We start from the raw sequence: 24,554 nt of genomic DNA, 5'->3' as shown, positions 1-24,554 counted from the left end.
TTTCCAGGTAACCACGCGATGAAAAACAACAACCTGTTTGCCGCCCTGCGCGCAGCCTTTCCGAAAGACCTTGATGCGGTGGCGGTGGAAACCGACACCGGCCTGAACTACTCCTGGCGCGACCTCGAGCGGGCGACCGCCATGATGGCCAACCTGCTGCAGTCGCTGGACCTGCCGCAAGGCGCACGCGTAGCCGTGCAGGTTGAAAAATCGGTCGAGGCGCTGATGCTCTACCTGGCCACGCTGCGGGCCGGCTATGTGTTCCTGCCGCTCAACACCGCCTACCAGAGCGCCGAGATCGAGTATTTCATCGGCAACGCCGAGCCCTCGGTGGTGGTGTGCAGCCGCAAGAACTTCGGCTGGGTCAGCAAGATCGCCTTCAAGGCCGGCACGCAAAACGTCTTCACGCTCGACGACGACCGCACCGGCTCGCTCTTGGACCGCGCCGCCCATTGCAGCGACCGGCACGAGGTGGTGCAGCGCAGCGCGGACGACCTGGCGGCCATTTTGTACACCAGCGGCACCACGGGCCGCAGCAAGGGCGCCATGCTCTCGCACGGCAACATGCTGAGCAATGCGCTGGTGCTCAAGGACTACTGGGCCTGGCAACCCGGCGACGTGCTGATCCATGCGCTGCCGATCTTCCACGTGCATGGCCTGTTCGTGGCCATCCACGGCGCGCTGATCAACGGCAGCAAAATGATCTGGCTGGCCAGGTTCGACCCCAAGCTGGTGGTGCAGAAGCTGCCGGAAGCCACGGTGTTCATGGGTGTGCCCACGCTGTATGTGCGCCTGCTGGCCGAGCCGGGGCTCACGCGCGAAGCCTGCCGCCACATGCGCCTGTTCGTCGCCGGCTCGGCGCCGCTCCTGATTGAAACCTTCACCGAATGGCAGGAGCGCACCGGCCACACCATCCTTGAGCGTTACGGCATGAGTGAGACCGCCATGCTGACCTCCAACCCCTACGACGGCGAGCGGCGCGGCGGCACCGTCGGTTTTGCCCTGCCCGGCGTTAGCCTGCGTGTGCAGGACGATGCCGGCCAGCCGGTGCCCACGGGCGAGATCGGCAGCATCCAGGTCAAGGGGCCGAACGTCTTCAGGGGCTACTGGCGCATGCCCGAGAAAACGAAGGAAGAGTTCACCGCTGATGGCTACTTCAAGACCGGCGATGTCGGCAAGATCGACGAACGCGGCTACATCACCATCGTCGGGCGCAGCAAGGACCTGATCATCAGCGGCGGCTACAACGTCTACCCGGCCGAGATCGAGGGTTACATCAACGACATGCCCGGCGTGGCCGAAAGCGCGGTGGTCGGCGTGCCGCATCCGGACTTCGGCGAGGTCGGCGTCGCCATCATGATCGCCAAGCCCGGCGCGAAGCTGGACGGCGAGCAGATCATTGCCCGGCTCAAGGCGCAGCTTGCCAACTTCAAGATTCCCAAGCGTTGCTTCATCGTTGGTGAGCTGCCGCGCAACACCATGGGCAAGGTCCAGAAAAACGTGCTGCGCGAGCAGCACAAGGCCCTGTTTGCCTGACGCCTGAGGCCTGACGCTTCTCCGGGTTGCGCTCAGGGGCGCGTTTTCTCCGGCAGCGTGGCCAGTGCCACGCCTGCCAGCGCCAGGGCAAAAGCGGCCAGTTGCGCCGCGCCCACGGACTCCCCGAGCACACCCACGCCGACCAGCGCTGCACTGACCGGCAGCATCACGGTGAAGACACCGGCCTGGCTGGCGGGCACACCTTTGAGGCCCGTCATCCACAGCCACACGGTCCAGACGCTGGCGGCCAGCGCATAAAACAGCAGCAGCAGCCAGTTGCCGGGCGCCACGGCGGCAAAGTCAAAACCCCAGGCCATCCACAGGCCCAGCGGTGTCACCAGCGCAAACCCCCAGAGGTTGATCAGCGCGGTGATGCGTTTGGGGCCGAGCGCGCCGGTGAGTTTCTTGCCGATCACCGCATAAGCGGCTTCGCAGAGCACGGCGCCGACCAGCAGCAGGTTGCCCAGCCAGGCGCGGCTGGATGCCAAATCGGCCTCCAGCCCTTTACTTGCATACGCAGGCAGCTCTGTTTTTGATAGCGACACCAGCATGATGCCGAAGACGGCGCAGGCGATGGCCAGCGCGACCCGGGGGCGGATGCGCTCGCCGAGAAAGAGCCGGCTCAGCACCGCCACCGCGGCCGGGATGGCGGCCATGATGACGCCGGCGGCCACCGCGCTGCTCAGGCTCACGCCGAACAGCATGCAGATCGAAAACAGGAAATTGCCGAGAAAGGACTCCAGGAACACCAGTTGCCGGGTCTGCCGCGTCATCGGTGCCTCCCCGGCCGGTTTCCTGAGCCAGTGCAGCATGGCCGCCCCGCCTATGCCAAAACGCAGCCAGGCCAGCAGAAAGACCGGGAAAACCGCAACCAGCGGTTTGGACAGCGCGACATAACTGCCGACCAGGGACATGCTGAGCGCCAGGCAGGCGTAGGCCACAATGCGGTTCATTCCAGTGGGTTTTCCGTTGAGGGTTGCGTGGCCCCGCGGCTGCCAGCAGCGCTTGTGGCGGCTGTGCGCTGCAGAGTCCGGGATGCTTTTTCTTCTTGCCCGAAATCATGCCTTACTTTCATGCCTGAACCGATGCCGCCTTCCGCCAGCCGCCATGTCTTTGTCTACGGCACGCTGCGCCGCGGCGATGTGCGTGACATCACGCGGCTGCGTCCGGCGCCGCAGTTTGTCGGCATGGCCAGCGTCGCCGGCGTGCTCTACGACCTGGGGCCTTATCCGGGCGTGGTGCTGGGTGGCCCGGCGCGCGTGACCGGCGAGGTCTACACCATCAGCGCCGAGCTCGAGCGCCAGCTCGACGTCATCGAGGAGGTCTGGCCGCAGCAGACGGGCGAGTACCGCAAGCAGGTGGTGAGGGTGCGGCTGGGCCAGGCGCCGGCGTCATCGGGCGCGGTGGCGCTGGACTGCCTTGTCTATGAAATCAACCCGGCCCGCACGGCGGGCCAACCGGTGATCGGCGGTGGCGACTGGCTCGAACACCTTCAGCAGCGTCCCTGAGGCCGTGGGTGACGGGCGAGGGGAAGGCGCGAGACGGAGGCCGTCTGCGGGTGGTTCTGCTGACCTGACCGGAGATTTCGCCACAGCGAAAAATGGCTGGCATGCCCGAATCCACAATTTCATAATCCGGTAAAAACCTTCCGTATTGTGAAATTCTAAAATGCTGCAGCGCAGTAATATTTCTCAATACAAGAAAATACTTTTCTTATTGTGAAATTTCAAAAAAAAGCCATTGATTTCAATGGAAATAAATTTTATCTTATATAAGACATAAGAGCTTCACAAAGTCTTGTAGAAGACTTAAAGTTGATCCCAGCGCAAACGGCAAAGGCATGGGTAGTGCAGTGCTGTTTGCCCCCCCCATTTTTCAACCTCCGGAGTGACCTCATGCCACAGACCCTCACCGAACAACTGAGCCGCGAACAGCAGATTGCCGCCCTCGAAAAAGACTGGGCGACCAACCCCCGCTGGAAGGGCATCAAGCGCGGTTACAGCGCTGCCGACGTGATCCGCCTGCGCGGCTCCTTCCCGATCGAGTACACACTGGCCCGCCGCGGTGCCGAAAAGCTCTGGGACCTGGTCAACAACGAGCCCTATGTCAACTGCCTGGGCGCGCTGACGGGTGGCCAGGCCATGCAGCAGGTGAAAGCCGGCGTGAAAGCGATTTACCTGTCGGGCTGGCAAGTCGCCGCCGACAACAACAGCTACTCGTCTATGTACCCCGACCAGTCGCTGTACCCGGTCGACTCCGTGCCGCAGGTGGTTGAGCGCATCAACAACACCTTCCGCCGTGCCGACGAAATCCAGCACGCCAAGGGCATTGATGCCGGCGACAAGGGCTACATCGACAACTTCGCGCCCATCGTGGCCGATGCAGAAGCCGGTTTCGGCGGTGTGCTCAACGCCTTCGAGCTGATGAAGGCCATGATCAAGTCCGGTGCGGCAGGCGTGCACTGGGAAGACCAGCTGGCTTCCGTCAAGAAATGCGGCCACATGGGCGGCAAGGTGCTGGTGCCGACGGTGGAAGCCAACCAAAAGCTGATCGCTGCGCGCATGGCCGCCGACGTCTGCGGCGTGCCCACCCTGGTGATTGCCCGCACCGATGCGGAAGCCGCCGACCTGCTGACCAGCGACTACGACGAGAACGACAAGCCTTTCCTGACCGGCGAGCGCACGTCCGAAGGTTTCTACAAGACCAAAAAAGGCATCGACCAGGCGATCAGCCGCGCGATTGCCTACGCTCACTACGCCGACCTGGTGTGGTGCGAAACCGGCACGCCTGACCTGGCGTTTGCCAAGAAGTTTGCCGATGCCGTGCACAAGGTGCACCCCGGCAAGATGTTGGCCTACAACTGCTCGCCGTCGTTCAACTGGAAGAAAAACCTCGACGATGCGACCATCGCCAAGTTCCAGAAAGAGCTGGGCGCCATGGGTTACAAGTACCAGTTCATCACGCTCGCCGGCATCCACTCCATGTGGTACAACATGTTCGATCTGGCCCAGGACTACGTCAAGCGCGGCATGTCGGCCTATGTCGAGAAGGTGCAGGAGCCCGAGTTCGCCGCACGCGAGCGTGGCTACACCTTTGTGTCGCACCAGCAGGAAGTGGGCACCGGTTACTTCGACGAAGTCACCACGGTGATCCAGGGCGGCAAGTCCAGCGTGACCGCGCTGACCGGCTCCACCGAAGAAGAGCAGTTTCACTGAGCTGATCGTTGAAATAACGGGTGCCTCCTGAGGCGGCCCGCGGCCCGGCCGAAGCGATGCGCTTTGTCCGGGCTTTTTCTTTTGGCCGGTGCCGGTTTTTCGCGTAGAGTGCGGCTGATTCAGGCCAACTCTGCGGGAGCTCCTCATGTCCGACGCCACCCTGGGATTCAAACGTACGCCTTGCCCCGACTGCAACGGAACGGGCGAACTCCGCATTGACAGTGAAAACATCACCGAGGATTTCGAGGTCGAAAAACAGACGGTCATCACCGAGTGCCCGCGCTGCCTGGGGCTGGCTTTTTTCCCGCCGGGCGTGCCGGGCGGGGCCTGAGCCCGAAGCTGCCGTAAAATAGCGCAATGCAATCAATCAAACTGGAAACAGGAAGGATCGCGCGGGTTATGACACCGCGAACTACGATCACGCCTCCAGTTTGGAGTCACCCCGGGCGCTAGCCGCATCCCCTGGTGATTTATAGCTACTCAATAGATAGCAACCCTCCATCCCCATCCTTTACCAAGCGCGGCAGTTTCCGCGCTTTTTTGTTTTCCAGAGCCTGCCCACCATGATCAAAATTACGCTGCCAGACGCTTCGATCCGCGAATTTCCCCAGCCCGTGACGGTGGCCGAGGTCGCCGCCTCCATTGGCGCCGGCCTGGCCAAGGCCGCGCTGGGCGGCAAGGTGGGCGGCAAGGTGGTGGACACCAGCCACCTGATTTCTGCCGACAGCGCGCTGTCCATCATCACCGCCAAGGACCCGGAAGGCCTGGAGGTGATTCGCCACTCCACCGCCCACCTGCTGGCCTACGCGGTCAAGGAACTGTTTCCTGATGCCCAGGTCACCATCGGCCCGGTGATCGAGAACGGGTTTTTCTACGACTTCTCCTACAAGCGGCCTTTCACGCCGGAAGACCTGACGGCCATCGAAAAGAAGATGACCGAGCTGGCGGCCAAAGACGAGCCGGTGACCCGCCGCGTGCTGCCGCGCGACGAGGCCGTGGCCTATTTCAAGGAGCAGGGCGAGCACTACAAGGCCGAGATCATTGCGAGCATCCCGGCCAACGAAGACGTGTCGCTCTACCGCGAAGGCAAGTTTGAGGACCTGTGCCGCGGCCCGCACGTGCCCAGCACTGGCAAGCTGAAGTTCTTCAAGCTCATGAAGCTGGCCGGCGCCTACTGGCGCGGCGACCACCACAACGAGATGCTGCAGCGCGTCTACGGCACGGCCTGGGCGACCAAGGACGAGCTGCAGCAGTACCTGCTGATGCTGGAGGAAGCGGAAAAACGCGACCACCGCAAGCTGGGCCGTGAGCTCGACCTGTTCCACATCGACGACCATGCGCCTGGCCTGGTGTTCTGGCATCCCAAGGGCTGGACGGTGTGGCAGGGCGTCGAGCAGTACATGCGCAAGGTCTACCAGGACAACGGCTACCAGGAGGTCAAGGGGCCGCAGGTCATCGACAAGACGCTCTGGGAAAAAACCGGCCACTGGGACAAGTACCGCGACAACATGTTCACGACGGAGAGCGAAAAGCGCGAGTACGCACTCAAGCCCATGAACTGTCCCGGCCACATCCTGATCTTCAAGCAGGGCATCAAAAGCTACCGCGACCTGCCGCTGCGGTACGGCGAGTTCGGCCAGTGCCACCGCAACGAACCCTCGGGCGGCCTGCACGGCATCATGCGCGTGCGCGGCTTCACGCAGGACGACGGCCACATTTTCTGCACCGAAGAGCAGATCCTCAAGGAATGTGTCGACTACACGACCCTGCTGCAGAAGGTCTACACCGATTTCGGTTTCAAGAACATCATCTACAAGGTGGCCACCCGGCCAGAAGCGCGCATTGGCTCCGACGAAAGCTGGGACAAGGCCGAACAGGCGCTGATGGAAAGCCTGCGCGCCTCCGGTTGCGAGTTCGAAATCGCGCCCGGCGACGGGGCGTTTTACGGCCCCAAGATCGAATACACGCTGAAAGACGCGATTGGCCGGCAATGGCAGTGCGGCACCATGCAGGTCGATTTCTCGATGCCGGAGCGCCTCGATGCTGAATACGTGGGCGAAGACGGCGCCCGGCACCGGCCCGTGATGCTGCACCGGGCCATCGTCGGCAGCCTGGAGCGATTCATCGGGATTCTGATCGAGGAACATGCCGGCGCACTGCCCACCTGGCTGGCGCCGGTGCAGGTTTCTGTGCTCAATATCACCGACGCCCAGGCTGATTACTGTCGCGAAATAGCTAAAACGCTTCAAAATCAAGGGCTTAGGGTCAATCTTGACCTGCGCAACGAGAAAATTACGTATAAAATACGGGAGCACTCGATGCAAAAGCTGCCTTTCATCCTTGTTGTAGGTGACAAGGAGAAGGAAGCCGGCGCAGTTGCCGTGCGCGCCCGGGGTAACAAAGACCTTGGCGTCATGTCACTCGAAGCCTTTGCCCAAACAATTGCTTCTGACATTACCCAAAAAGCCTGATTTTTGACTTGTTTGTTGATGATTTTGGCTATTCGTCCTTGCTGGACGGGCGCGAGCAGCTATAGCTTTTATAGCTAACGTTAAAGGATTTGAACCATCGCTACTGAATTTCGTGACCGCCGTCACCGTGAAGAACGCAAGCATCGCTTGAACCGTGAAATCATGGCCCCTGAAGTACGCCTGACAGGGCCGGACAATGAGCCTTTGGGCGTTGTCAGCATCATGGAGGCTTTGCGCCTCGCTGGTGAGGCGGACGTTGACCTTGTCGAGATCTCTCCCACGGCGGTGCCGCCGGTGTGCAGACTCATGGACTATGGCAAGTTCAAATATGCCGAGCAGAAGAAGGCGGCGGAAGCGAAGTCCAAGCAAAAAGTGATCGAGGTCAAGGAAATCAAGTTCCGACCCGGCACTGACGATGGGGACTACAACATCAAATTGCGCAATATCAAGCGCTTTTTGGAAGAGGGCGACAAGTGCAAGATTACCCTGCGCTTTCGCGGTCGCGAGATCACGCACCAGGAACTGGGCTTGGCCCTGCTGGCGCGCATCCGTGACGAGTTGGCCGATTTGATTTTGGTGGAGCAGTTTCCCAAGCTCGAAGGCCGGCAGATGGTCATGATGATCGCGCCGGGCAAGAAGAAGGTTGCTGCCAAGCCCGCAGCGGCGCCCGTAGAAGCGACACCGGCTGCACCGACAGGCGCCTGAGGGCGGCTGTCGCCGACAAGGATTTCAACCTGCGGGTGTTTTCACCAGCAGGTTTTTCGGGGATGCGAAAGCATGTCCGGTAAAGGCAGGGAAATCCTGCCTTTGCAAAGGTGGCAGGTATCAAAGCCCGCCACCAAGCAGTGGTGAACTTAAAACTCGCCATTGACAAGTGGTGAATTAAACACTCGCCACTACAAGTGGCTCGGGGCCATCAAGTCTGCGTCAGGTTCGCAGCGCCTCACGAGCACAAATGAAAAGGAGCATTTTTATGCCCAAAATGAAGACCAAGAGCAGTGCGAAGAAACGTTTTCGCGTTCGTCCAGGTGGTACCGTCAAGCGCGGCCAAGCCTTCAAACGTCACATCCTGACCAAGAAGACCACCAAGAACAAACGCCACCTGCGTGGTGCAGTTGCTGTCCATGAGACCAATATGGGTCACATGGCACAGATGCTGCCCGGCATGGGCATTTAATTAACGACGAACAAGGAGTACTCACATGCCTCGCGTCAAACGTGGTGTAACGGCTCGCGCCCGCCACAAAAAAGTTCTCGCCCTTGCAAAAGGTTTCCGCGGCCGCCGCGGCAATGTCTATCGCATCGCCAAAGAAGCGGTGATGAAGGCCGGGCAATATGCCTACCGTGACCGCCGCAACAAAAAGCGTGTGTTCCGCCAGTTGTGGATTGCGCGTATCAACGCTGCCAGCCGTTCATTCGGCATGACCTACAGCCAGTTCGCCAACGGCCTGAAAAAAGCCGGCATCGAGATCGACCGCAAGGTTCTTTCCGACATGGCGATTCACGACAGCGCTGCTTTTGGCGCCATCGTGGAGCAGGTCAAGGCCAAGCTTGCTGCTTGATTTTTGAGGGGCACTCAGCTATTGAATTGATAGCTGGTTGCGCACAAAAGACGGGGGCCAGAGCTTGAAAAGGCTCTGGCCCTTTTTCTTTGTCCGGGCGGCAGACGAAGGCGGCGTCCGGACTGGTTTGTTAATGACAAGAAATATATGAACGAACTCGATGTTCTGGTGGATTCGGCCAAAACCAGCTTTGCGCAGGCCCTCACGCCTGCCGACCTGGAAAATGCCAAGGCGCAGTTCCTCGGCAAGTCCGGCCGCGTCACGGAGCTGATGAAGGGCCTGGCCGCGCTGCCCGTGGAAGAGAAAAAATCCCGCGGCGCCGCCATCAACCTGGCCAAACAAGCCATCGAAGCCGCGCTGACCGCGCGCCGCCAGGCGCTGGCGGACGCCGAACTGCAGGTGCAGCTCAAGGCCGAGGCGCTGGACGTCTCACTGCCGGGCCGCCAGCGGCCGGCCGGCGGCGTGCATCCGGTGTCGCTCACGCTGGAGCGCATCGAGGCCATTTTCGGCTCCATGGGTTTCGATGTGGCCGAGGGCCCCGAGATCGAGACCGACTGGTTCAACTTCACCGCGCTGAACACGCCCGAAGACCATCCGGCGCGCTCCATGCACGACACGTTTTATGTGGAAGGCGGTACCGAAGCCGCGCCCAACCTGCTGCGCACGCACACCAGCCCGATGCAGATCCGTTATGCGGTACAGCATGTCAAGAAGCACCGCGCGCTGATCGACGCCGGCGGCGTGATGCCCGAGATCCGCGTGATCGCGCCGGGCCGCACCTACCGGGTGGACAGCGATGCCACGCACTCGCCGATGTTTCACCAGTGCGAGGGCCTGTGGATAGGCCAGAACGTCAGCTTCAAGGATTTGAAGGTCGTTTTCACCGACTTCTGTCGCACCTACTTTGAGTCCAACGATCTGGTGCTGCGCTTTCGCCCCAGCTTCTTCCCCTTCACCGAGCCGAGCGCCGAGATTGACATCCAGTTCCAGACCGGTCCGCTGGCGGGCCGCTGGCTGGAAGTGGCCGGTTCCGGCCAGGTGCATCCGAACGTGGTGCGCAACATGGGGCTGGACCCCGAGCACTACATCGGTTTTGCTTTCGGCATGGGGCCGGACCGGCTGACCATGCTGCGTTACGGCGTCAACGACTTGCGGCTGTTTTTCGACGGTGACCTGCGTTTTCTGTCGCAGTTCCAGTAACCCATCAGGTTTTATAAAAAATGCAATTTCCCGAATCCTGGTTGCGCGAATTCTGCAATCCGCCCCTGAGCACCGAACAGCTGGCCGAGACCCTGACCATGGCCGGTCTGGAAGTGGAAGACCTCAAGCCGGTCGCACCGCCTTTCAGCAAGATCGTCGTCGGCGAAATCAGGGAAGCGGTGCAGCATCCCGACGCCGACCGCCTGCGTGTCTGCCAGGTCGATGTGGGGCAGGGCTCCCTGCTCAACATCGTCTGCGGCGCGCCCAATGCCCGTGTCGGCATCAAGGTGCCGTGTGCGCTGGTCGGTGCCGAGCTGCCGCCTGGCGACGACGGCAAGCCGTTTTTGATCAAGGTCGGCAAGCTGCGCGGCGTGGAGAGCCAGGGCATGTTGTGCTCGGCCCGCGAACTCAAGCTGTCCGACGACCATGGCGGACTGCTCGAGCTGGCGCCGGACGCGGCCGTGGGCCAGGACATCCGCGAACACCTGAAACTCGATGACACCCTGTTCACCCTCAAGCTGACGCCCAATCTCGCGCATTGCCTGAGCGTGTACGGCATTGCCCGTGAAGTGGCAGCGCTGACCGGCGCGCCCCTGGTGACCCCATCCTTTCCGGTGGCCGCTGTGGCCGGCGCGGACAAGCTGCCGGTCAGGATCAGCGCGCCTGACCTGTGCGGCCGTTTTTCCGGCCGCATCGTGCGCAACGTCAACACACAAGCGGCCACACCGCCCTGGATGGTGGACCGGCTCGCGCGCTGCGGTCAGCGCAGCGTGACGGCGCTGGTGGATATTTCGAACTACGTGATGTTCGAGCTGGGTCGCCCCTCGCATATTTTCGACCTCGACAAAATCCATGGCGGACTCGATGTGCGCTGGGGCCAGGCCGGCGAGACGCTCAAGCTGCTCAATGGCAGCACGGTGGCGGTGGACGGCAAAGTCGGCGTGATTGCCGACGACAGCCAGGTGGAGTCGCTGGCCGGCATCATGGGGGGCGATGCGACCGCCGTGTCCGACGAGACAAAACATGTTTATGTTGAGGCCGCCTTCTGGTGGCCCAAGGCGATTGCCGGGCGTTCGCGCCGCTACAACTTTTCGACCGATGCCGGCCACCGTTTTGAGCGTGGCGTGGACCCCGGCCAGACGGTGGAACACATCGAACGCATCACCGGGCTGATTCTCGATATCTGCGGCACGCCGGACACGGCATGCGGCCCGGTGGACGACATCCAGGCCCAGTTGCCGGTTGCCACGCCGGTGACGCTGCGCGTGGCGCGGGCCGCCAAGGTCATCGGCATGCCTTTGACGCAGGCGCAATGCGCCGACGCGCTCAGGCGCCTGGGCTTGCCCGTGGTGGAAGGCGAGGGCACGCTGACGGTGACACCGCCCAGCTACCGCTTTGACCTGCAGATCGAGGAGGACCTGATCGAGGAGGTGGTGCGCATGGTGGGCTACCAGCAGCTGCCGGCCACACCACCGCTGGCACCGATCACCGCGCGTATCCGTCCGGAGGCGCGGCGCAGTGCCTTTGCCGTGCGCCGCGCGCTGGCGGCCCTGGGCTACCAGGAAACCATCAACTTCAGCTTTGTCGAAGAGCGCTGGGAGCATGAACTCGCCGGCAACCCCAACCCCATCAAGCTGCTGAACCCGATTGCCAGCCAGATGAGCGTGATGCGCTCGTCGCTGATCGGCTCCCTGTTGCAGGTGCTCAAGTTCAACCTCGACCGCAAAGCTGGTCGCGTCAACGTGTTTGAACTCGGACGGGTCTTCCTGCGCGACGCGCGCAGCCAGAATACCGACACCACCGTTGCCGGTTTTGACCAGCCCATGCGGGTGGCCGGCCTGGCCTACGGGCCGCGCGAGACCCTGCAATGGGGCGCGTCCGACAAGGGTGTGGATTTCTTCGACGTCAAGGGAGACGTGCAGGCCCTGCTGGCGCCGTTGCAGGCGGTGTTTGCACCCGCGGCCCACCCGGCCATGCATCCGGGCCGTTGCGCCAGCGTGGTCATCGACGGCGTGGCGGTCGGCTTTGTCGGGGAGCTGCATCCGCAGTGGCGTCAGGGTTACGAGCTGGCGCAGGCGCCCATTGTTTTCGAACTGGCGCTCGATGCCGTGCTGCAACGTCCCGTGCCCGGCTTCCAGCCGGTGAGCAAGCGCCAGCCGGTCGAGCGTGACGTCGCGGTGATTGTTGCCGAAGCGGTGACCCATTCGGCGCTGATGGCGGCCATCCACGGCGCGGACACACGCGGCCTGCTCAAGTCGGCGACCCTGTTCGACATCTACCGGCCGCAACAGGCCAATGCCGCGATGCAGCTCGGCGAAAAAAGCCTGGCCGTGCGCTTGGTGCTTGGCAGCGACGACGCTACACTGACCGACGAGCAGATTGATGCGGCCATCAAGGCCGTGCTCGACAATCTCGGCAGCAGCCTGCAGGCGCGTTTGCGTGCCTAGGCCCCGGGAACACAATAACAATGAACAGCGAGGAGCGCGTCGTGGAATTTTCCGTTGAAAGTCTTGAGAGCCCGGCGCTGACCAAAGCCCATCTCGCGGAGTTGCTGTTTGAGCAGATCGGTCTGAACAAGCGTGAATCCAAGGACATGATTGACGCGTTTTTCGACCTGGTGTCCGACAGCCTGGTCGATGGCAACGATGTGAAGATTTCCGGCTTCGGCAATTTCCAGATCCGCACCAAGGCGCCGCGCCCTGGCCGCAACCCGCGTACCGGCGAATCCATTCCCATCCAGGCACGCCGGGTGGTGACTTTTCACGCCAGCCACAAACTCAAAGAGCAGATCCAGGGCCAGACTGGACCCGGTTGAAGGGCGGCAGCGCCGCCAGCTTAGGCGCCAGCCGATCCCCCGAGCCAGGCCTGTTCGCCCGCGTTCCCGGCAAGGGGCGCCTTGCTGTGCCTGGAGTTCCAGGGGGGCTGATTTTCCGATCTGGCTGACGCGCAAACGTGTTCTCTGGACGCTTGATCCCACCACTTTTCCGGCTGGAGCCGTCGCAGTACCGCTTGTGGCTTAAACAACACATCCGATTTTGTTGTTTGTAACTATTTGCACTAAGTTTCCTGTTAGAGTAGATTTGTAGCTTCATCTCATAGCGTATTGATTTAATTGGAGAAACCGCTCCCCCCCATTCCCGCCAAACGCTACTTCACGATCGGTGAAGTCAGCGATTTATGCGGCGTCAAACCTCATGTGCTCCGTTATTGGGAGCAAGAGTTTACTCAGTTGCGTCCGATGAAAAGGCGCGGCAACCGCCGCTACTACCAGCACCACGAAGTGCTGATGATCCGGCGGATACGTGATCTGCTGTACGACCAGGGTTTCACCATCAGCGGCGCGCGCAACAAGCTGCAGGAGATCGTGCAGACGGAACGCGACAAGCGCCGCAACGGCGAAGTCATGCTCGAGGGTGTGGATGTGGTGGAAGCCGGCGACTCGATTCTTGATGACTTTGGCGACTCGATGGACTTTGAAGACAGTGCGTCTGAGATGGCGCCGTTGCCTGATGGCAGTGCTGCGCAGCAAAGGCTGCAACTGCTACGCCGCGAATTGTTCGAAATTCGCGATCTGCTCAGTGCCACTTACTGAAACAGCCTGGACAAGCACGCTATAATTTGAAGCTTGACGGTGTGTGGCGCAGCCTGGTAGCGCACTTGCATGGGGTGCAAGGGGTCGAAGGTTCGAATCCTTTCACACCGACCATTGGTTCTGATGAAGGCCTCCAAGTAGCGATATTTGGAGGCCTTTTTCATGGGCAAATCCATCGCTCGCGCTGGACAGGCGCACACAGTCTGACAGCGGCAGCCAGGCCCGGGCTCGGAAATCTGGACAAGGTTCTGTAAAACGTCGGGCGTTGGCAGGCCAGGCGCTAAACTGATCGAAAGCGTAGCGTTGAACCTGAGTGCCCGACCGTACCGGGACGGTGTCCGGCTTGCATCGAGATGTTCTTCGCAACGCAGAAGGCGACCATGAAAGAGCTGGCTTATGAAGGCGACCCATCAGAGAATTTCACAGGCTGAATCCGGAGCGACCATGGTTGATGCCACGGGCCGGCCGGTCACCGTGGTCATTCGACGGGCCAGTGTCCGGATGAGGTTCAGCGCGTGAGCGAAACACAATTTCGCCTGCTGACTGACGCGATGTCCCAGATCGTCTGGGTGATGCGGGCGGATGGCACCTACACCTGGTTCAATCAACGCTGGCTGGACTACACCGGCTTGTCCATGGAGGAGAGCCTCGGCCGCGGCCTGACCGGTTTGGTTCATCCCGATGACGACCTGCGCGGATCCCGGCTTCTGGAGCAGGCTCTCGCCAGCGGCGAACCCTGCGAGATCGAATACCGGCTGCGCCGTGCCGACGGTGTTTACCGCTGGATGTTGTGCCGTGCACTCCCGCAGCGAGATGCCACGGGCCAGACGGCCCAATGGCTGGGCACCCTGACCGACATCGACGAGCTGAAACAGGCGGCGGAACTTCTGGAGAAGGATATCTTCATGACCCGCATCGCCGGCCGGGTCGCGCGCCTGGGCGGATGGACGATTGACCTGCCGGAGCGCGTGCTGACCTGGTCGGTGGAAAACTGCCTGATCCACGACGTGCCACCGGGTTACACGCCGACGCTGGAAGAGGGGATTGGCTACTTTCTTCCGGAGCACCGGCCCATCGTCATCCAGCATGTGGAGGCTTGCGTGCAGCACGGCACGCCTTATGAATTTGTGCTTCCCAAGATGACCGCCAAGGGCCGGCGCATCTGGGTACGTTCGCTCGGTGAAGCCGTGCGGGATGCTTCCGGAAAAATTGTCCGCATTCAGGGGGCGTTCCAGGATATCTCGGAGCAGAAGGCGGCTGAAGCCCATACACGCGCGCTGGAGACACAGCTCGCCACCACGCTGGAGAGCATCACAGACGGGTTTTGCCTGATCGACAAGGACTGGAAATTCACCTTCCTCAATGGACAGGCGGAGCGCATGCTCCAGCGTCGCCGGGCAGACCTCCTGGGCAAGCTCCTCTGGCAGGAGTTTCCCAAGACCCTGGGGGGCGCGATAGAGCGTGAATCCCGACTGGCCGTTGAACAGCAGCGCACGATCCGCTTTGAAACTTTTTACCAACCGCTGGGAACCTGGTTCGACATCCACGTCTATCCCACGGACGCGGGCATCGCCGTCTACTTTCAGGACATCACGCAAAGACGCCTGGAGCATGCGCAGTTGCGGCTGCTTGAAACGGCGGTATCCCGTCTGAACGACATGGTGGTCATCACGGAGGCCGAGGCTTTCGACGATGCGGGGCCGCGCATTGTTTTTGTCAACGACGCCTTTGAGCGCCACACCGGCTACAGCCGGCGCGAAGTGATCGGAAATACCTCCAGGCTTCTATGGGGACCCAAGACCCAGCATGCCGAGCTGGACCGGATTCGCACCGCCATGGAAAAGTGGGCGCATGTGCGTTCCGAAGTTGTCGTCTACACCAAGGCCGGCAGGGAGCTCTGGCTGGAAATCGATATCACGCCCATCACCGACGAGACGGGAAGGTACACCCATTGGGTGGCCGTGGAGCGCGACGTCACCGAGCGCAGGCGGCAACAGCAGGAAATTCTCAGTCTCAACCGCGACCTCGAGGACCGCGTGCTGCTGCGCACAGCCCAGCTGGCAACAGCGAACAAGGAACTGGAGTCCTTTGCCTATTCCGTCTCCCATGACCTGCGCTCGCCCCTCAATACCATCCACGGGTTCAGCCAACTGCTGGCGAAAATAGACGCAGAACACATCAGCGAAAAGGGCAAACACTACCTGAACCGGATCGGCGTCGGGGTCATGCAGATGGGCGAGTTGATCGAGGGCCTGCTGACCCTCGCCCACCTGTCGCGCGAGCAGCTGAAGTTGGAAGGGGTCGACCTGTCGGCCCTCGCGCGGCGGATCGAAAACGAGTGCCGCGAGCGGGAGCCCGGGCGCCAGGTCGAGATGACTGTTCAGGACGGTCTGATCGCGCAGGGCGATCCCCGCCTGCTGTCAGCCGTGCTGCAAAACCTGCTGGCCAACGCCTGGAAATTCAGCTCCAAGCAACTGCAGGCGCGCATCGAGGTGGGCAGCGAGCTGGGCGCCGAGGATGACACCATCTTTTTTGTGCGGGACAACGGTGCGGGGTTTGACATGGCGTTCACCCACAAGCTTTTCGGCACCTTCGAACGCCTTCATTCGCCCGGCGACTTTCCCGGCACCGGCATCGGGCTGGCCACGGTGAAGCGGGTCATTGAGCGTCATGGCGGCCGCGTCTGGGCCGAAGGCAAACCGAACGCAGGCGCCACTTTCTTTTTCACGCTGGGCCGACCGAACTGACTCCCGCCCGTCGCAGGGTCCGAGGCGGGCGTGGGCTGGCCCATCCCGGCGGGAATCTTCAGGCGATGGCGGGATCGGGCGCTGGTTGCGCGGCCTGCGCGGCGCCCGGTGGGGCGGCGGCCGCGTCGTGATCCAGCTCACCGCCCAGCGCTTCCAGCAGGTCGGGAATCAGGGCTGACAGCTCACCCGTCACGATGGCAGCATCGGCATCGAAACCATCGTCGTCCTTGCCCTTGTCCTGCATGCCCTCCAGCACCACGTCGAGCAGCTTGAGTTTTCTGATCTGGGCCATGTCGGTGAGCACGAAGGACACGCGGTCGTTCCAGGTCATGGCGAGCTGCGTTGGCACCTTGCCCGCGGCGATGTGTTCGGCGACTTCGTCGATTTCCAGCGTGTGGCGCGAATAACGGACCGTTGATTTCTGGTCGTCCGGCATCTTGAGTTCGCAGTCCCGGTCGATGGTGAAGCCGACGGGAGCCTCCCGGCTGGCAAGCCAGTGCGCCATGGCGATCGCGGCCGCCATCGTGGTCTGCACCGGTCTTGCCATGAGGCCTGCGCCGGACCCCGGTATCCCGCTGAGCGCCTCCAGCAGCTGGCTCACCACCTTGTCGGCGCCGGTGAGGCTGCCGGAGTCCACCACCAGGAATTTGTTGACCGGGTCCACCCACAGGGTGGTCGACGAGCGTTTGGTGAAGGCGCGCGGCAGCAGGTCAAGAATGGCTTCTTCCTTGAACTCCTTCTTGATCCTGGCGCCGACGCGCTCATGACCGGTTTCCTGCTTGTATTTTTCAATGCGCTGCTCGACGGCGTCCTTGACGGCCGAGGCGGGCAGCGGCCGGCGCTCGGTGCACAGGCGCAGGATGAGCTGCGGACCGACGCTTTCGGCCAGCACCGTGCTCTTGTTGCCGCGCGGGGGCACCCAGCCGCTGGACTCGGCCTGGGTGGTGCCGCAGGGCATGAACCGGGCTGCCTGAAGCGCTTCTTCCAGCGCCTCAAGAGGGGGCAGGGCGAAGTCGTCGGCAATGCGAAAAAAAGAAGCGGCTTTGAACATGAAATTCCGGAGGTGGGGTGTCAGGGAAGGGCGGCCAGCGAGCCGGTCAAGAAGTGCTGCGGTGAAAGCGCCAAGCTGCGGAAATTCTAAGTCACACCCAGACCGAATGAGGCACTTGCTTACCTTGAGGGCGGGAACCGGATGATCGCGGGCGGCAACTCATGTGATATCGATCACGTGGATGCCGTAGACGCCCTTGCGCCGGTCCGCAAAATAGCAGGCCAGCGTTTCTTTCACGGTTTCGAAGGCCAGCTCGTCCCACGGAATTTCAGCTTCTGTGAACAGCCTGGCTTCAATCGTTTCGTGTCCGGGATGGAACTGCTCGCTGAGCAGCCGCGCGCGGTAGTAGAGATGGACCTGGCCAACACGTTCCACATTCATCACGCTGAAAAGGTCTTCCATTTCAAACTGTGCGCCGGCTTCCTCGTCGGTTTCGCGCGCAGCGCCCTGCGACGTGGTTTCGTTGAGCTCCATGAAGCCCGCAGGAAGTGTCCACTTGCCCCAGCGCGGTTCGATGTTGCGTTTGCACAGCAGCACCCTGTCTCCCCAGTGCGGCACGGTGCCGACAACATTGAGCGGATTCTCGTAGTGGATGGTGCCGCAGGCGGGGCAGACGGCCCGCTCCCGGGTGTCACCGTCATCCGGTACGCGGTAAGTCACCGCGGCGCCGCAGTTTCTGCAATGTTTGATGGGGCTGCGGTACATGTCAGTCAGTTTAGTTTGAAATCAAAAAAGGGCTCCCGAGGGAGCCCTTTGTTCCACCTGCCTGAGGTCAGGCTTTGGTGGTTTTGGTGTGCTTCTCGATCAGGCTGCGGGCCGTGTCCAGCAGTTTCTTGCCGTCGAAGCCGCGCTTGTTCATGTCCTCGACCCACTCGACTTCCACGGTGCGTGACTTGCGGCGGAATTCCTGGGCTTCTGCCGGACTGACGGTGTAGATCGTGTTGCCACGGTCGCTGGCGGTCTTGCGGCCCGGGACGTCGTTGCCCTGCTGGACCTTGCCCAGCCAGGCGGAGGTGGCCATGCCGGAGTTGTTGTCGATGACTTTTTTCAGGTCCGGAGCCAGCGAGTTGTACTTGGCCTTGTTCATGGCCATCACGAAGGTGGTGGTGTACAGGCTGCCTCCGGCCGGATCGAACTCGGCATGGAATTTGGTGAGTTCGTTGACCTTGACCGAGGGCACGACTTCCCACGGAATCACGCAGCCATTGATGGTGCCTTTGCTCAGCGCATCGGTGATGGCTGGCAGGGGCATGCCGACCGGGATGGCGCCCAGCATGCCCATCAGCTTGGTGACCTGGCGGGTCGGCGCGCGCATTTTGAGGCCGCGCATGTCGGCGATGGACCGGACGGGTTTGTCGACGGTGTGAATCACCCCCGGGCCGTGCACGTGCAGTGCCAGGACCTGGGTGTCCTTGAACTCATCCGGGGCCATGGTCTGCACGTATTCCCAATAGGCCTTGGACGTGGCTTCGGCATTGGACATCATGAACGGAAGCTCGAAAGCTTCGATGCGGGGGAAGCGGCCGGCGGTGTTGCCTGGCAGGGTCCACACCACGTCCACGACGCCGTCCTTGGCCTGGTCGTAAAGCTGCACCGGCGTGCCGCCCAGTTGCATGGCGGGGTAGGCCTCGAACTTGATGCGGCCACCCGATTCCTTCTCGACCTTCGCCATCCAGGGCTTGTGCATGCCCAGCCAGACATTGGAGGCTGGGGACATGAAGGTGTGAAACTTCAGGGTGACCACCTGCTGGGCCAGGCCCGACAGGGCGGGTGCTCCCAGCGCGGCGGCTGCGCCGGTTTTGAGAAGAGTGCGTCGCTGAATCATGTGTTGTCTCCGGTAAGGGTGGTTGTAAATTAATGCAGGAAGAATCGTTTGTGAACCCGTGATTGCCCTGATGGGGCGGCTAGCTGATGTACTTTACAAGCCACAGCGAGATGCCGGGGAAGAACAGCAGCAGCGCGGTCCGCAGGGCATCGCTGATCAGGAAGGGCACGACGCCGCGATAACTCTCGCTGATGGGTACGTCCTTGGCCATGCTGTTGACGACGTAGACGTTCAGGCCCACCGGCGGCGCCAGCAGTCCAAAACCGACGGTCATCAGCACCATGATGCCGAACCAGATGGCAACGGATTCCTTGGGCATGCCGAAATCGAGCGCCATGACCATCGGAAAGAAGATCGGAATGGTCAGCAGCAGCATGGACAGCTCGTCCATGACCGCGCCCAGCACCACGTAAAACAGCAGGATGGCCGTGACCACCATCAGCGGCTGCAGGCCCCAGCTGCCGACCACTTCAGCCAGCTGGTTGGGCACCTGGGTCAGCGCGAGCGCCGAGTTCATGAGGTCGGCGCCGATGAAAATCAGGAAAATCATGGCCGAACTTTCCGCCGTTGCATAAAAGCAGCGGAGGAGTTTGGACCAGGTCAGTTCCCGCTTGAACAATGCCGCGACGAAGGTGGCCGCCGCGCCGACCGCTGCACCCTCGGTCGGTGTGAAATAGCCGCCATAAATGCCGCCGAACACCAGCAGGAAAATGATGATGATGGGCATGACGGCAAACGCAGCGCGCAGCGTGACCCCTTCGCTGTCGGTATCCACCTCCGGCGCTTGGCCCGGGACCAGGCGCACATAGATGGCGATGGCGGTGATGTAGCCCAGCATGGCGATCAGGCCCGGCACCATGGCCGCGGCGAACAGCTTGGCAATGTTCTGCTCCGTCAAGATGGCATAGATCACCAGCGGAACCGAGGGGGGGATCAGGATGCCCAGCGTCCCGCCGGCGGCCAGCGTTGCCGTGGACAGGCGCCCGGAGTAGCCGTGGCGTTTCATCTCGGGCAGAGCCACGCTGGTGATGGTGGCCGCGGTGGCCACCGAGGAGCCGCAGATCGCGCCAAAGGCCGCGCTCGCCAGCACCGAGGCCATGGCCAGCCCGCCCTTGAAGTGGCGCATGATGCTGGCAGCGAACTGGAACAGCGCCTTGCTGATGCCGCCCTGGGTCGCAAAATGCCCCATCAGGATAAACAGCGGAATCACCGACAGGTCGTAACTGGCAAAGCGCGCGAAAGCCTGGGTATTGATAAAGCTGGAGAAGGGCGCCCAGCCGGTTTGCATCACGTAGCCGATGCCGCCTGCGGCAAACATGGCGATCGAAATCGGCACTCGCAACGCCATCAGGCCCAGCATGATGCCAAAGATGAGCAGGGTCAGTGTGATGGCGTTCATGCGTGCGCTCCTACATCACCACCCAGGCCGAAGAGGCTCTGGTAGAGCCCGATCACCGAGGTCAGGACAAAAGCCGGCACCATGGCGCCATAAACGGTCCACTCGGGAAAACCCAGGATCTGCGTCTCGGAATGGGTGGCGTAGGAGTTCAGGCCGCCGAGTGTGGTGCGCCAGGCGAGCAGCGCGAACACCAAGGCCAGCAGCAAGGCCCCGAAACGGTCCAGCTTGGCATTGGTTTCGTGGCTGAGCCCGTTGGTGAAGAAGTCCACGATGATGTTGCCGCGCTGAATCTGGCAATAAGGCATGAACAGGGCAATGGCCGCCCCAGTGGCGACGCCGGTCAGCTCGAAATCACCGACCAGGGTGGCGCCGGTGGTGTTGCGGCCTACGAGGCTGATGCAGGTCATCACGGTGATGCCAGTCAGCAACAGGCCCGCCAGGATGGCGCAAAGCTTTGCAAGGTTCTGCAGGATTTTCAAACGGGGTCTCCAGGGATCGGGCGGGTGGGGACAGAAGGCGCACCGGAAGGCCCGGCGCCGCAATGGTGGAGATTATCCGGGGCACCGGATCGACGGGTCAGGCGGGATACCCGCAGGGCGTCGGGTATTTGCGCGATGATCGGAGCGCTTGCGCGAAAAGCGCGCAAGCGCCTGGAACGGTATCAGGCCACCTTGACGGTCAATGTGCCCAGTCCCTTGACTTCGCCGACCATGGTGTCGCCCGACACCACGGCCGCCACACCCTCGGGCGTTCCGGTGTAGATCAGGTCACCGGGCTGCAGCTCCCAGGCGGCGGACAGGTGTTCAATGGTCTCGGCTATGTTCCAGATGAGCTTGGACACATTGCTGCGCTGGCGGTCCTTGCCGTCCACCTGCACGTACAGCTCGGCATGGGCGACGTCGCCGGCCTGGGCGACCGGTGTGATCGGGCCGATCGGTGCGGAATGGTCATAGGCCTTGCCGATGCACCAGGGGCGCCCCTGCTTCTTCATTTCGCCCTGCAGGTCGCGGCGTGTCATGTCCAGGCCCACGGCATAACCGAAGATGTGTTTGTGGGCGTCGGCAGCCTTGATGTTCTTGCCGCCGGTGCCGATGGCCACCACGAGTTCGATTTCATGGTGCAGGTTCTTGGTCAGGCTGGGGTAGGGGATGGTGCCGGTCTGGCCGGCTTCCACCACCACCACCGCGTCGGCAGGCTTCATGAAGAAAAACGGCGGCTCGCGGCCGGTAAAACCCATCTCCTTGGCATGCTCTTCGTAGTTGCGGCCCACGCAATAGATGCGGTGCACCGGAAAGCGCTCGGTGGTGCCGACAACGGGGACGGATACCACCGGCGGCGGGGTAAAAACAAAGCTCATGACAACCTCTCTTCTCTGTGTATGCCCAGTGCCTGATGCACCGGGCGATCTGAAAAACTGAACAACACACAGCCCTGCGCCGAGCGCAGCCGGGCGGTGTGCCACGACGGGATCACAAAATGGTCGCGCGGACCGAATTCAAAGGCCTGCTCCTGGCCGGCCGGGCCGATCAGCACCGAGCCGTGGCCTTCGACTACGCTGAACACCGCGCCGTCTGTTTGCCGCCAGGGCAGGCCGGAAAAACCGGCCGGCAGGCGCTGCATGAAGGTGCCCATGGTCGGCATCGGCGAGCCGCCGGTCGCCGGGTTCACGTAGCGCAGCTTCACGCCGTCCCAGGCGTCGAGCGGTGCCTGCTGCTCCAGCGTATGCAGTGCCTCGCGCGTACGCGCATAAGGATAGCTGAAGATCGGCGAAGTCTGGCCGAATGGGGCGTCGTAACGGACCGGCAGCATGTTGGCGCCGTAACGCTGGTAGCTGGTACCTTCGGCCCGGGTGACCGTCTGCACGCGCTCGGTGTGGTTCTCGGCAAAGCCGGCGTCGAAAAAACGCAGCATGGGAATGTCCAGGCCGTCGAGCCAGACCACCGGCTCGCCGCCTTCCAGCGCGCCCTGGTTGCCATGGTCATGCCAGGTCCAGCTGGGCGTGATGATGAAGTCGCCGGGCGCCATGGTGGTGCGTTCGCCGTCCACCGCGGTGTAGGCACCGCGCCCTTCGACGACAAAACGCAGCGCACTCTGGGTATGGCGGTGGCTGGGCGCGATTTCGCCGGGCAGGATCAGCTGCAAGCCGGCATACAGCGACTGCGTGATGCATGACTGGCCCGGCAGCGCGGGGTTTTCCAGGATCAGTACGCGGCGCACGGCTTCTTCGGCGGTGATCAGTTCGCCGGACTGCATCAGGTAGGGGCGGATCTTGTCCCAGGCCCAGAAGGCCGGCACGCAGGGCGTGGCCGGCTGCTGGGGCACCAGCGCATGCAGCACCTCCCACAGGGGCGTCATGTTCTGTGCGCGGATTGCTTCATAAAAGGTCTGGCGTGTAGTGCCGGCGGAGGGCGTCATGTCCATGGTCGGGTTCCGTTTCGCGGTTTCAGCGGTCAAAATAAACACCGTCGTCCAGCAGTACCTGCTGCAGGCGGGCGACATCGGTGGCGGCAAAGGCCGCGCCCTCTTCGAGCCGTGCGGCGGCGGTGCCGGCCGCCTGGCCCATCACAAAACAGCCGCCGCTGGCGCGCGCTGCCGACTGGCCTTCGTGGGCCATGGAGGCACAGCGGCCGGCGACCAGCAGGTTGTCCACCTCGCGCGTGACCAGCATGCGCCAGGGCAGGTCGTTGTAGGCCCGGTTTTCATCGCGCGGAAAGCCCCAGCTGATGGCGCCGTCCACATGCATTTCCATGGGCCAGGCATTGATGCCGATCACGTCGGCAAAACGCGCCGAGGACAGGATGTCCTCGCCGGTGAGCATGTACGCCCCGCAGATGCGGCGCGTCTCGCGGATGCCGACCTGGGGCGCGATGTCGATGATGGCCGAGTCTGCAAACCCGGGCACCTCGTTTTTGAGAAAGCGGAAATATTCGGTGATCTGCCGCCGTCCCTCGAGTTCGCCCTCGCTGAGCTGGCGCGCATCGGTGGCGTCCATCGCGCAGCCGGCCGCGTTGCGGATCTGCGTGACATTGGCGCGCCACTCGGCGGGATTTTTCTGCGGACGCAGGATCGCACCCTTGCGCGGGAACTGGTAGCGCCCCGGCTGGCGGGCTTCGCTTTGCGCCATCAGGTCGTTGATGGCCTTGAACTCACCGACGGCCGCCAGCGCCGGCCCGGCATCGACATGGCCGACACGAAACATGGTGGAGGGAAACAGGGCGCTGCCGTGGCCGTCGCCGAGCTCGAAAGGCACGCCGGCAAAATGCGCCACGTCGGCGTCGCCGGAGCAGTCGATGAAGCGGCGCGCCCGGATTGCCTGGCGGCCGGATTTGGTTTCGACCACCAGGGCCGTGATGGCCTGGCCGTCCATCAGGACGGCGGCCGCCCACGCGTGAAACAGTAGCTGCACACCGCTGGCCACCAGCATCTGGTCAGCCGCGCACTTGTAGGCCGAGACATCGTAGGAGCGCACGCGGATGCGGCCGGCCATGCCGTCCTGCGGCTGGTTCAGGCCGCCCAGCGCGTCCAGCCGCGCCAGCAGGTCGTCCACCACGCCATGCACCAGTTGCTGCATCTCGCCGTTTTTGCGGCCATACAGCCCCGCGAAATTGGTGACACCGCCGGCCGTGCCCATGCCGCCCAGAAAGCCGTAACGCTCGACCAGCAGGGTGCGCGCGCCATGTTTCGCGGCACTGACGCTGGCCGCCAGGCCGGCTGGTCCGCCGCCGATCACGACCACATCGAACTCGCCATAAACCGGCAAGGTGCGGGCGGGTTCGGTCACAAAGGAGGGGGAGGGCATGGCCGCGTTATCCAGCGCCGACGCCGGCCGTGCCGCCGGGGTGGCCGCAGGACTGAAGATGTTTTTGGACTGTGGTCGGCATGGACAATGCGGCGTCAGCTATCAAAAAAAGAGCAATTTCAGGGGCCTTCACAGGTTCACGCATGGTCGGACAAAT

General features: G+C 62.4%; 22 protein-coding genes and 1 tRNA gene. 14 read left to right on the top strand and 9 right to left on the bottom strand.

Annotated elements, in window-relative coordinates:
• Positions 1 to 18 precede the first annotated feature (18 nt).
• Positions 19 to 1,536: a malonyl-CoA synthase gene (locus tag B7G52_RS04295; RefSeq protein WP_096696411.1), complete on the top strand. Its 1,518-nt coding sequence runs from the start codon at positions 19 to 21 to the stop codon at positions 1,534 to 1,536.
• A gap of 32 nt (positions 1,537 to 1,568) precedes the next feature.
• Here the strand turns inward: B7G52_RS04295 and B7G52_RS04290 are convergent, their stop codons facing one another.
• Positions 1,569 to 2,489: a DMT family transporter gene (locus tag B7G52_RS04290; protein ID WP_096696410.1), complete on the bottom strand. Its 921-nt coding sequence runs from the start codon at positions 2,487 to 2,489 to the stop codon at positions 1,569 to 1,571.
• A 120-nt stretch (positions 2,490 to 2,609) separates the two neighbouring features.
• Here B7G52_RS04290 and B7G52_RS04285 point away from each other — a divergent pair, with 120 nt between their 5' ends.
• From B7G52_RS04285 to B7G52_RS04225, 13 genes are all read left to right on the top strand, one after another.
• Positions 2,610 to 3,044 (top strand): gamma-glutamylcyclotransferase, encoded by a 435-nt coding sequence (locus B7G52_RS04285; RefSeq protein WP_096696409.1) that lies wholly within the window; start codon positions 2,610 to 2,612, stop codon positions 3,042 to 3,044.
• 387 nt (positions 3,045 to 3,431) lie between these two features.
• On the top strand, positions 3,432 to 4,751 hold the full coding sequence (aceA, locus tag B7G52_RS04280) for an isocitrate lyase (protein WP_096696408.1): 1,320 nt from the start codon (positions 3,432 to 3,434) through the stop codon (positions 4,749 to 4,751).
• A gap of 145 nt (positions 4,752 to 4,896) precedes the next feature.
• Positions 4,897 to 5,082: a hypothetical protein gene (locus B7G52_RS04275; protein WP_096696407.1), complete on the top strand. Its 186-nt coding sequence runs from the start codon at positions 4,897 to 4,899 to the stop codon at positions 5,080 to 5,082.
• 232 nt (positions 5,083 to 5,314) lie between these two features.
• A complete protein-coding gene (thrS, locus tag B7G52_RS04270) occupies positions 5,315 to 7,222 on the top strand; it encodes a threonine--tRNA ligase (protein WP_096696406.1) in 1,908 nt (635 codons plus the stop codon).
• Positions 7,223 to 7,318: 96 nt separating this feature from the next.
• Complete coding sequence (gene infC / locus B7G52_RS04265) at positions 7,319 to 7,927, top strand: translation initiation factor IF-3 (RefSeq protein WP_096696405.1); 609 nt, start codon at positions 7,319 to 7,321, stop codon at positions 7,925 to 7,927.
• Positions 7,928 to 8,195: 268 nt separating this feature from the next.
• Positions 8,196 to 8,399 (top strand): 50S ribosomal protein L35, encoded by a 204-nt coding sequence (gene rpmI / locus B7G52_RS04260; protein WP_077595745.1) that lies wholly within the window; start codon positions 8,196 to 8,198, stop codon positions 8,397 to 8,399.
• Between the two features lie 25 nt (positions 8,400 to 8,424).
• Positions 8,425 to 8,784, top strand: coding sequence for a 50S ribosomal protein L20 (gene rplT, locus B7G52_RS04255; protein ID WP_096668383.1), 360 nt, complete (start codon positions 8,425 to 8,427; stop codon positions 8,782 to 8,784).
• A 147-nt stretch (positions 8,785 to 8,931) separates the two neighbouring features.
• A complete protein-coding gene (gene pheS, locus B7G52_RS04250) occupies positions 8,932 to 9,984 on the top strand; it encodes a phenylalanine--tRNA ligase subunit alpha (RefSeq protein ID WP_096696404.1) in 1,053 nt (350 codons plus the stop codon).
• Between the two features lie 20 nt (positions 9,985 to 10,004).
• Positions 10,005 to 12,431 (top strand): phenylalanine--tRNA ligase subunit beta, encoded by a 2,427-nt coding sequence (gene pheT / locus B7G52_RS04245; protein WP_096696403.1) that lies wholly within the window; start codon positions 10,005 to 10,007, stop codon positions 12,429 to 12,431.
• A gap of 20 nt (positions 12,432 to 12,451) precedes the next feature.
• Positions 12,452 to 12,799, top strand: a complete 348-nt coding sequence (locus B7G52_RS04240) for an integration host factor subunit alpha (protein ID WP_096668377.1) — start codon at positions 12,452 to 12,454, stop codon at positions 12,797 to 12,799.
• A 297-nt stretch (positions 12,800 to 13,096) separates the two neighbouring features.
• Entirely contained in the window at positions 13,097 to 13,576 is a 480-nt protein-coding gene (locus B7G52_RS04235) for a MerR family transcriptional regulator (protein ID WP_096696402.1), read from the top strand.
• A 37-nt stretch (positions 13,577 to 13,613) separates the two neighbouring features.
• A tRNA-Pro gene (locus B7G52_RS04230) sits at positions 13,614 to 13,690 on the top strand.
• Positions 13,691 to 14,091: 401 nt separating this feature from the next.
• Positions 14,092 to 16,323 carry a PAS domain S-box protein gene (locus tag B7G52_RS04225; RefSeq protein ID WP_240523314.1) on the top strand — a complete coding sequence of 744 codons (2,232 nt, stop codon included), beginning with the start codon at positions 14,092 to 14,094 and terminating at the stop codon, positions 16,321 to 16,323.
• A gap of 58 nt (positions 16,324 to 16,381) precedes the next feature.
• Here the strand turns inward: B7G52_RS04225 and B7G52_RS04220 are convergent, their stop codons facing one another.
• The 8 genes from B7G52_RS04220 to B7G52_RS04185 form a co-directional block, all read right to left on the bottom strand.
• Positions 16,382 to 17,374 (bottom strand): recombination-associated protein RdgC, encoded by a 993-nt coding sequence (locus tag B7G52_RS04220; protein WP_096696401.1) that lies wholly within the window; start codon positions 17,372 to 17,374, stop codon positions 16,382 to 16,384.
• A gap of 159 nt (positions 17,375 to 17,533) precedes the next feature.
• Positions 17,534 to 18,079 (bottom strand): NUDIX hydrolase, encoded by a 546-nt coding sequence (locus B7G52_RS04215; RefSeq protein WP_096696400.1) that lies wholly within the window; start codon positions 18,077 to 18,079, stop codon positions 17,534 to 17,536.
• 67 nt (positions 18,080 to 18,146) lie between these two features.
• Positions 18,147 to 19,199: a TRAP transporter substrate-binding protein gene (locus B7G52_RS04210; RefSeq protein WP_096696399.1), complete on the bottom strand. Its 1,053-nt coding sequence runs from the start codon at positions 19,197 to 19,199 to the stop codon at positions 18,147 to 18,149.
• A gap of 79 nt (positions 19,200 to 19,278) precedes the next feature.
• Positions 19,279 to 20,598: a TRAP transporter large permease gene (locus tag B7G52_RS04205; RefSeq protein ID WP_096696398.1), complete on the bottom strand. Its 1,320-nt coding sequence runs from the start codon at positions 20,596 to 20,598 to the stop codon at positions 19,279 to 19,281.
• Positions 20,595 to 21,077: a TRAP transporter small permease gene (locus tag B7G52_RS04200; protein ID WP_096696397.1), complete on the bottom strand. Its 483-nt coding sequence runs from the start codon at positions 21,075 to 21,077 to the stop codon at positions 20,595 to 20,597. Before B7G52_RS04200 ends, B7G52_RS04205 begins: the two co-directional genes overlap by 4 nt.
• Positions 21,078 to 21,259: 182 nt before the next feature.
• On the bottom strand, positions 21,260 to 21,955 hold the full coding sequence (locus tag B7G52_RS04195) for a fumarylacetoacetate hydrolase family protein (RefSeq protein WP_096696396.1): 696 nt from the start codon (positions 21,953 to 21,955) through the stop codon (positions 21,260 to 21,262).
• Complete coding sequence (gtdA, locus tag B7G52_RS04190; RefSeq protein ID WP_240523315.1) at positions 21,952 to 23,013, bottom strand: gentisate 1,2-dioxygenase; 1,062 nt, start codon at positions 23,011 to 23,013, stop codon at positions 21,952 to 21,954. The genes B7G52_RS04195 and gtdA overlap by 4 nt, the downstream gene beginning before the upstream one ends.
• A gap of 28 nt (positions 23,014 to 23,041) precedes the next feature.
• Positions 23,042 to 24,397, bottom strand: a complete 1,356-nt coding sequence (locus tag B7G52_RS04185) for an FAD-dependent oxidoreductase (RefSeq protein WP_096696394.1) — start codon at positions 24,395 to 24,397, stop codon at positions 23,042 to 23,044.
• Positions 24,398 to 24,554: the final 157 nt, after the last annotated feature.

The sequence above is a fragment of the Polaromonas sp. AER18D-145 genome, assembly GCF_002379095.1.
GTDB lineage: Bacteria > Pseudomonadota > Gammaproteobacteria > Burkholderiales > Burkholderiaceae_C > Polaromonas.
The sequence above is the reverse complement of the archived record's forward strand: the minus strand, read 5'-3'. Positions and strand labels throughout refer to the sequence as shown.

What these genes read in the sequence shown, in the direction of transcription:
- B7G52_RS04295 (WP_096696411.1), top strand. Translation starts at nt 19, where the DNA reads ATGAAAAACAACAACCTGTTTGCCGCCCTGCGCGCAGCCTTTCCGAAA.
- B7G52_RS04290 (WP_096696410.1), bottom strand. Translation starts at nt 2,489, where the DNA reads ATGAACCGCATTGTGGCCTACGCCTGCCTGGCGCTCAGCATGTCCCTG.
- B7G52_RS04285 (WP_096696409.1), top strand. Translation starts at nt 2,610, where the DNA reads ATGCCTGAACCGATGCCGCCTTCCGCCAGCCGCCATGTCTTTGTCTAC.
- aceA (WP_096696408.1), top strand. Translation starts at nt 3,432, where the DNA reads ATGCCACAGACCCTCACCGAACAACTGAGCCGCGAACAGCAGATTGCC.
- B7G52_RS04275 (WP_096696407.1), top strand. Translation starts at nt 4,897, where the DNA reads ATGTCCGACGCCACCCTGGGATTCAAACGTACGCCTTGCCCCGACTGC.
- thrS (WP_096696406.1), top strand. Translation starts at nt 5,315, where the DNA reads ATGATCAAAATTACGCTGCCAGACGCTTCGATCCGCGAATTTCCCCAG.
- rpmI (WP_077595745.1), top strand. Translation starts at nt 8,196, where the DNA reads ATGCCCAAAATGAAGACCAAGAGCAGTGCGAAGAAACGTTTTCGCGTT.
- rplT (WP_096668383.1), top strand. Translation starts at nt 8,425, where the DNA reads ATGCCTCGCGTCAAACGTGGTGTAACGGCTCGCGCCCGCCACAAAAAA.
- pheS (WP_096696404.1), top strand. Translation starts at nt 8,932, where the DNA reads ATGAACGAACTCGATGTTCTGGTGGATTCGGCCAAAACCAGCTTTGCG.
- pheT (WP_096696403.1), top strand. Translation starts at nt 10,005, where the DNA reads ATGCAATTTCCCGAATCCTGGTTGCGCGAATTCTGCAATCCGCCCCTG.
- B7G52_RS04240 (WP_096668377.1), top strand. Translation starts at nt 12,452, where the DNA reads ATGAACAGCGAGGAGCGCGTCGTGGAATTTTCCGTTGAAAGTCTTGAG.
- B7G52_RS04220 (WP_096696401.1), bottom strand. Translation starts at nt 17,374, where the DNA reads ATGTTCAAAGCCGCTTCTTTTTTTCGCATTGCCGACGACTTCGCCCTG.
- B7G52_RS04215 (WP_096696400.1), bottom strand. Translation starts at nt 18,079, where the DNA reads ATGTACCGCAGCCCCATCAAACATTGCAGAAACTGCGGCGCCGCGGTG.
- B7G52_RS04210 (WP_096696399.1), bottom strand. Translation starts at nt 19,199, where the DNA reads ATGATTCAGCGACGCACTCTTCTCAAAACCGGCGCAGCCGCCGCGCTG.
- B7G52_RS04205 (WP_096696398.1), bottom strand. Translation starts at nt 20,598, where the DNA reads ATGAACGCCATCACACTGACCCTGCTCATCTTTGGCATCATGCTGGGC.
- B7G52_RS04195 (WP_096696396.1), bottom strand. Translation starts at nt 21,955, where the DNA reads ATGAGCTTTGTTTTTACCCCGCCGCCGGTGGTATCCGTCCCCGTTGTC.
- gtdA (WP_240523315.1), bottom strand. Translation starts at nt 23,013, where the DNA reads ATGACGCCCTCCGCCGGCACTACACGCCAGACCTTTTATGAAGCAATC.
- B7G52_RS04185 (WP_096696394.1), bottom strand. Translation starts at nt 24,397, where the DNA reads ATGCCCTCCCCCTCCTTTGTGACCGAACCCGCCCGCACCTTGCCGGTT.